The sequence below is a fragment of the Anaplasma marginale str. Florida genome, from assembly GCF_000215485.1.
Lineage (GTDB): Bacteria > Pseudomonadota > Alphaproteobacteria > Rickettsiales > Anaplasmataceae > Anaplasma > Anaplasma marginale.
Genome location: NZ_AFMS01000085.1, coordinates 1 through 6983 on the forward strand (window position 1 = coordinate 1; position 6983 = coordinate 6983).

The 6983-nt window shown below is 51.2% G+C and carries 7 protein-coding genes; 3 read left to right on the top strand and 4 right to left on the bottom strand.

The features are described 5' to 3' along the window. Nucleotides 1-9: 9 nt before the first annotated feature. A complete protein-coding gene (locus GAC_RS02385; RefSeq protein ID WP_010269053.1) occupies nt 10-567 on the bottom strand; it encodes a phosphopantothenoylcysteine decarboxylase in 558 nt (185 codons plus the stop codon). A gap of 9 nt (nt 568-576) precedes the next feature. On the opposite strand from GAC_RS02385, the gene GAC_RS05945 reads away from it, so the two are divergent. From GAC_RS05945 to GAC_RS02395, 3 genes are all read left to right on the top strand, one after another. Further along, nucleotides 577-1713, top strand: coding sequence for a DEAD/DEAH box helicase (locus tag GAC_RS05945; protein WP_241760126.1), 1137 nt, complete (start codon nt 577-579; stop codon nt 1711-1713). Nucleotides 1714-1756: 43 nt separating this feature from the next. Beyond that, nucleotides 1757-2677, top strand: coding sequence for a helicase-related protein (locus GAC_RS05950; RefSeq protein ID WP_338388779.1), 921 nt, complete (start codon nt 1757-1759; stop codon nt 2675-2677). Nucleotides 2678-2858: 181 nt separating this feature from the next. After that, on the top strand, nt 2859-3839 hold the full coding sequence (locus tag GAC_RS02395) for a complex I NDUFA9 subunit family protein (protein ID WP_010269057.1): 981 nt from the start codon (nt 2859-2861) through the stop codon (nt 3837-3839). 138 nt (nt 3840-3977) lie between these two features. Here GAC_RS02395 and purF read toward each other — a convergent pair whose 3' ends face one another. The 3 genes from purF to GAC_RS02410 all read right to left on the bottom strand — a co-directional run bounded on the left by purF (nt 3978) and on the right by GAC_RS02410 (nt 6759). Further along, nucleotides 3978-5372 (bottom strand): amidophosphoribosyltransferase, encoded by a 1395-nt coding sequence (purF, locus tag GAC_RS02400; protein WP_037349306.1) that lies wholly within the window; start codon nt 5370-5372, stop codon nt 3978-3980. A 165-nt stretch (nt 5373-5537) separates the two neighbouring features. Continuing rightward, a complete protein-coding gene (gene pth / locus GAC_RS02405; RefSeq protein ID WP_012659157.1) occupies nt 5538-6098 on the bottom strand; it encodes an aminoacyl-tRNA hydrolase in 561 nt (186 codons plus the stop codon). Nucleotides 6099-6102: 4 nt separating this feature from the next. Continuing rightward, nucleotides 6103-6759 (bottom strand): 50S ribosomal protein L25/general stress protein Ctc, encoded by a 657-nt coding sequence (locus tag GAC_RS02410; protein ID WP_012659158.1) that lies wholly within the window; start codon nt 6757-6759, stop codon nt 6103-6105. Nucleotides 6760-6983 lie beyond the last annotated feature (224 nt).

Below are 6983 nucleotides of genomic sequence, written 5' to 3' on the forward strand. Positions count from 1 at the left end.
GGGGTGATGTCAATCCTCCGTGAGTGGCTTGCCGGCGCTATTTTGCATGTTCTCCACGTATGAGATTATGGTTTCCACGCTTGCCATTTTCCCGTAGCCCTCTTCCCCGCACGCCAATATGCCGGTCTCCGGCTCTATGATCTGCACATTATCGCGCTTTAGGATTTCCAGATTACGCAATGTTGGTTTCGCTTCCCACATTGCGGTGTTCATGGCAGGCGCCATGACGATTGGCACCCTCGCGCATGTTAGAATTGTTGATGGCAGGTCATCACAAATGCCATGCGCGGCCTTTGCCATTATGTTAGCACTTGCCGGCGCGACAAGTATAAGGTCGGAGTTGCGTGATAGCGAAATATGCTTCATACTCGCCTGCAGAGAGAAGAAATCGCTCTCCGTGTAGGTATGGTGCCCGGCTAACGATGTGACGGATAAAGGAGTGACGAATTTTTCTCCGCACTTACTCAGAACACACAACAAGTTATGGTTCCTCCTTTTCAGCTCCCTTGCAACGTCTAGCGACTTGTACGCAGCAACGCTGCCGGATATTATGAGCAGTATGTTCATGTGTGACCTATGATCAAGACGCCGAGGCCCGCGATTGGTCTACACTCAGATGATAAGGCTACCACGCAAAGGGCGGGAATCGGGATATTCTCGAGCATATACGATATGCCGAACATGGACAATAAGAAAGGCGAGATACTGGAAAGGCTATGCGGCGGGCACAGATTGATAGATATTTTGCTGTATGCCCCTTATGGATACGTAGACAGGACGAATAAATCGTTAGCGGAGGACTCAGTAGGCCGTGTGGTGACTTTTACCGCCCTGGTCAAGCAGCATATGCCACCTCCACCCGGCAGGAGGGCTCATCGCGCGCCCTATAAGATTTTGCTGGAATCCGAAGTTGGTCCTGTATCGCTAATCTTTTTCAACCATTCAAGGGGGCGCTTGAGCAATACGCTAAAGGTTGGGCACCAATGCGTGGTGAGCGGCAAGCTTGAAACGCACCGTGGTGCGCTGCAGATTGTGCATCCAGACTACGTAACCTCCAAGCTTGATCAACTGCAAGAAATCTGCACTCTGGAGCCATTATATTCTGTGGTCAAGGGTTTTCAATCCAAAGCAATGCACAAACTCATAAAGGCTTTTGTGCCGTTGTTGCCTGACTGGCAAGAATGGATCAGACCAGATGTACTATCGCAGAATTCATGGTGCAGCTGGAAAAAAAGCGTGGAGGGTATGCACGACCCGGACAGCGTGCGCGAGGTGCATCTTTACAAAGGTAGATTAGCCTACGACGAATTGCTAAGCTACCACGCAGCCATGTACTTTGCGAAGCAAAGCCGTGCAGCCAAGGGTGTTTCGGTCAAAAGCTGTGGGGTATACCGCAAATTGGTAGAGAGGAATTTAGGATTTGAACTCACTGATGGGCAAAAATCTGCAATTGAGGCCATAACGAGCGACCAAGCATCCGAAAAGCAGATGACCATGCTACTTCAGGGTGATGTAGGCAGCGGCAAAACGGTAGTTGCGTTGTTTGCCATACTCAACGCAGTAGAAAGTGGTGGCCAGGTTGCACTGATGGTGCCTACAGAGATACTGGCTGAGCAGCACTATGCGCGGATCAGTGATGCACTATCGGGCTTGAATATTTGCACTGAGTTGTTAACTGGTAGCAACAAAAAACAAACAGCTGCTCAAAGATAGGCTGCTTGCCGGGGATATATGCATACTAATTGGGACGCATGCTCTGTTTCAGGAGTCAGTACGGTTCCGCAATTTGCGACTTGTAGTCATAGATGAGCAGCAAAGGTTTGGTGTTGTGCAGAGAATGCGCTTGGCAGAAAAGGGGGAGTCTACGGACGTGCTGTTCATCAGCGCTACGCCGATTCCCCGCACTTTGGAGCAAATTCTGTACGGCAACATCGATAGGGTAACGCTTTTCGGGCGGCCGCAAGGTAGGCGCCCAGTGCATACCAGCATGATACAAATTGGCAGAATAGATGAGGTGTGCCATCGTCTGCAAAATGCCATATCGGAAGGGCACAAAGCGTATTGGATATGCCCCCGTATCGTGCATTCCGAAACCTCTGAAATGACCTCAGCAGAAGGTAGATTTATAGCTTTGAGGGAAATATTTGGCAATCTTGTTGGCATAGCGCACGGTGCATTGCCGCAAGTTGACAAGGACAAAGCAATTAGGGCATTTCATGCCGGGGACATAAAAATACTCGTGGCAACCACGGTTATCGAGGTAGGTATTGATGTGCCAGATGCTACGATAATTGTCATTGAAAACCCAGAAAAGTTTGGCTTATCGCAACTACACCAGCTTAGAGGAAGGGTAGGCCGCAGCAGCAAGCAGTCTTTCTGCATACTACTGCATGGGGCCATTGGCAGAATTGCGTACCGTAAGCTAAGCGTGCTACGCAGCTCCCAAGATGGTTTTTTCATCGCGGAACAAGACCTACTATTGCGTGGTGGTGGTGATATTCTCGGGTACAAACAGTCTGGCGCTGTGGAATTCAGATTTGCGGACCCCTTTGACGTCCAGACTGTATTGAATGCGCGTTCTGATGCCTGGAGCATGCTCAAAACCGCTGAGGGCAGGGCGACGGCCTGCAGGCTAATGGAGATATTTGGATACTCCTTGCCAGAAGTACATTACTAATACTTTTACTTTACGTGGAATGTAATATTACAAACTGTGGTTGCCAGCGTATTGCTTCTGAAGGTATAACGCACAACGCCGCTGTGGCTGATGTAGCTGTGTTGGTGTAGGATGCTACACCCGGTGCAAGTTGCGGTGATTACTGTATTGGATTGCGCGGTGTTTTGAAAGCGTAGATAATGTGGAGGCTCAAAGTGACGGTGGCGTGATGAAAAAAGTGGTTGTGTTCGGTGGTAGCGGGTTCATAGGCAGGCATGTGGTAAGCAGCCTTGTCCTACGAGGATATACCGTAAGCGTATTTACTCGTAATCCGGAGAAAGCCGCGCGGCTCAAGTTGATCGGCAACTTAGGGCAAGTGCAAATAGTACCTGGTGACCTGTCTAACGCGCTGTTGATCGAGAAGCTGCTTGCGGAATGTGACGTGATCGTAAACCTTGTTGGCAGCATGAGCCCACGTAGGGATGTGCTACGGTATCTACACGTTACTGTGCCCGGCAACATTGCGAAATTTGCGGGGCAACACGGCAAAATGCTTGTGCATTTTTCTACGATGAGTAGCGACGTTGCCTCGAGCTCTTTCTACGCTACCAGCAAGCTTGAAGGAGAAAATACCGTTAGAAGCGTCTGCAAGGATGCGGTTATAGTAAAACCCAACCTGGTGTTTGGGGATGAGGACCATTTTTTCAGTAAATTTGCAAAACTTGCCAGGGTGCTTCCATTTCTGCCTGTTGTATGCGGTAATAGCATGGTACAGCCTGTGTATGTGGGCGAAGTAGCCGAGCTCACCTCCGCGATAGTCGAGGGCCAAGAAACCGGAAAGACACTCGAGGTATGTGGGCCCAAAACCTACTCAATGCGGGAACTTATGCAATTCATTTTGCAAACGACCGCCAGAGACAAGCCCGTGCTGGAGCTACCCACGGTGCTTGCGAGGGCAGTTGCTGCGCTCTGCGAGTTGCGACTAGTATCCTTTTTGCTCAAGCCTCTAACTGGGGATGGTGAACCCATATTGACTACCGACCAGCTAGCGCTACTGAAATATAGCATTGTTGCTGACAGCACTGCTGGTAGTGACGTGCGGGTGATGGCCCAGTCCATCGAGGATATTATGCCAGGTTGCCTAGAAATATACAAAAAACGCGGGGGGGACTCTTGCGCCTAAGCACGCGGCGCGCCTTGGTTGAGAATCGGATAATGGAGTAACTGGGTGCAAGGCGGGTCGCACCGTACGGTGGCTTGACCATACATGGCAGGCACTTCTCGATGTTGTTGTACCTTAATGCAGCGGCGGACTGTGCGTTCAGTGCTGTTCCATTTCGCCTACCGGGTACATGCCGGTGAAGCATGCGTCACAATATTGTGGAGAGGAGTTGTTGCGGGGGGACCCGCACACTGCTTTGTACAGACCATCTATGCTGATAAATGCTATGCTATCGCACTGCAGCATCGTGTTCAGTTCTTGTAGAGAGAGCCTGTTTGCCACCAACTTGGACCGCTCCGGCGTATCGATACCATAAAAGCATGAGTGCAGTGTTGGCGGGCTAGAAATCCGGAGGTGTATGGCTTTTGTTCCAGCCCTTCTAAGCAGCTCTATTACTTCTCGCAGGGTGGTGCCACGCACTATGCTGTCGTCAACCAGAACTATGTTTTTCCCGCGCAAAACTGAGGAGTTCGCGTTGTGCTTCAGCTCAACCCCCATGCGCCGCCCGCCATCGGTTGGCTGGATGAAAGTGCGCCCCACATAGTGATTCCTTACTATCCCAAACTCAAAAGGCACGCCAGACTTTGCCGCGTACCCCATAGCTGCTGGGATACCAGAATCTGGTACGGGCACCACCATATCTACATTGTCGGGAGGAGGGCTTTCTACTGCAAGCTCTGCCCCGATATTTTTACGTGCCTCATAAACTGGTATGTTGTCCACGACACTATCCGGCCTGGCAAAATATATATACTCAAAAATGCAGAAACTGCGCTTCAATGGCGGAAACGGATACGTACTGGTCAACTCATTTGACTGGCTGATTACCACCAGTTCTCCGGGTTGTATATCTCTGACAAACTCTGCCTTTACTATATCAAGTGCGCAAGTTTCTGATGCCATGACATATGCCCCATCCACGATGCCAAGCACCAACGGCCGTATACCGGCAGCGTCTCTCACCCCGACTAGGGTGTTGTTTGTCATCATGACCAGAGAATACGCGCCCTTAACCTCTTTCACGGCGGAGATGACGCAATCGATAAAAGAATCAGACGGGCTTGTTGCTATTAAGTGGGCAATGACCTCCGTATCGATGTCTGACAAAAACACGCACCCCTTGTCGACTAACTGCCTACGCAGGCTATCGGCGTTAGTTAGGTTCCCGTTGTGTGCGATCGCCAATTTGCCGAACTTGCAGTCTACCACTATTGGCTGCGCTCCCGGTTTACTGCCGCTGGTGGAATATCTTACATGCCCGACTGACAGATTGCCCCGTAACGAGTGTGCCTCCGGCTTTTCGAATATGCTACTCACGTGTTCACTGCTGTGATACACAGCGAACTCCCCATTGTTAGACGATGTAACAATGCCAAATGACTCCTGACCGCGGTGCTGCAGCGCATGAAGGCCCATGAGGCACTTCTTAGCCGCGTCGCTGTGGTTCTGGATTGCAAAAATCCCGCATTCTTCGTGTACGCTTGCCAGTGGCATACGATTCTGCACCAAATCACTCAGTGTAACATCTTACCACCGCAGCGAATATCACTCTAGCACTAATCTCGCAATTCTCGCCCTGCCATGCTGGCTTACTCTGCGCGATGTGTGCCTACTTGCGGTGGGGACATGGGGCCAAATACCGGGGGAAGTGTGCTGGTATCACTGCGCGTGGTCACAGCGTATTTTGGATATGAACCCGTTTACATTGCCATCCAGTAGCTCTGTGAGGTTGGCGGAGATTTTGTGCGCCAGCTGCTGCACCGAGTCAAAGTCATGGAAGTCAGACAGCACGTGCCCAGATAAGCTACCTGCATCTGGTCTGCCTACACCTAACCTAACTCTCCAATATTGACAACCAATTGCGGCGTCGATGGAGCGGAGGCCATTATGCCCGGCATTGCCCCCTCCTTGTTTGACCTTCACAACGCCATGCTGGAGATCTGCATCGTCATGAAACACTGTTATCTGTTCGGCTGGTATCTTGTGCATGCTAGCAGCCTTAAGCACGGCGGCACCAGACCTATTCATGAACGTTGCGGGTTTTACGATCATAGCCCTATGCAAGCCGACGTTACCTACAGACACAAGTGCATCATACTTGCTAGAAAACTCTGGAAAATCGAAGTCTCGCGCCACAGTGTCTGCAACAACAAACCCTACATTGTGCCGCGTAAACTCGTACTGCTTGCCAGGATTGCCGAGCCCGACCAGCAACAGCACGGCGCTACTTGCCTGTTTCCTGAGCTTCCGCAGCCCCTTGTCCCTGTGCAGACTCCTCCGGAGCCCCGTCTTCTTTCGCTTCCTCCACCGCAGCCGTAGCGGAGACTGATGCAACTACGGGATTCTCCTCCTTCATCGCAACTTGCATTGTTTCAGGCAGCGCCAGGTCACTCACATGTATAGAGTGCCCGATAGCCAGATCTAGCAAGTCCACCTCTAAGCTTTGCGGGATTGCATCGGGAGCGCAGCGGATTAGCAGGGAGCGATGCAAAATGTTAAGCGCCCCGCCAAGCTTAACCCCGGCGCATTTTTGTTCATTTAAGAACACCAAGGGAACTTCTACCTTGATTTCTGCGCCTCGATCTACAAACTGGAAATCCACGTGTGACACGGCGCCACTTACCGGGTGCTTCTGGATCTCCTTAGTGAGGGCGAACTCCTCTTTCCCGTCTATGCAGAGTTTTATGAGCTGCGAGAATATAGGGAGCGTGCGACACTTCTTCAAAAAATCTGCGTGCGACAGGGAGATGTTAACAGCGTCGCGATTCTTTCCGTACACCACTGCGGGTATCAACCCCGCTGCCCTGAGAGCGCGCGCACTTCCTGTGCCACACTTTGCGCGCACAGACGCATCTACCCTTATAGTATCCCCATGACTCATAACCCAACTCCTCTCAAAACCCTGGCCACGAAAAGCGAGAGTCAAGCATATAACAATACTCGCCGTATACAAAGGAATTTTGCACAGACTTGTCGCAAGCCACTCACCGCGCGACCAAACACAGCACATCCGCGCCACCAAAACCTTCTGGCCCCACAACACGCAGCAACTGCAAGGGTTGCTACCAATCCATCCTTGCCAGCCTGAGCAGGAGCCTTAGCAGC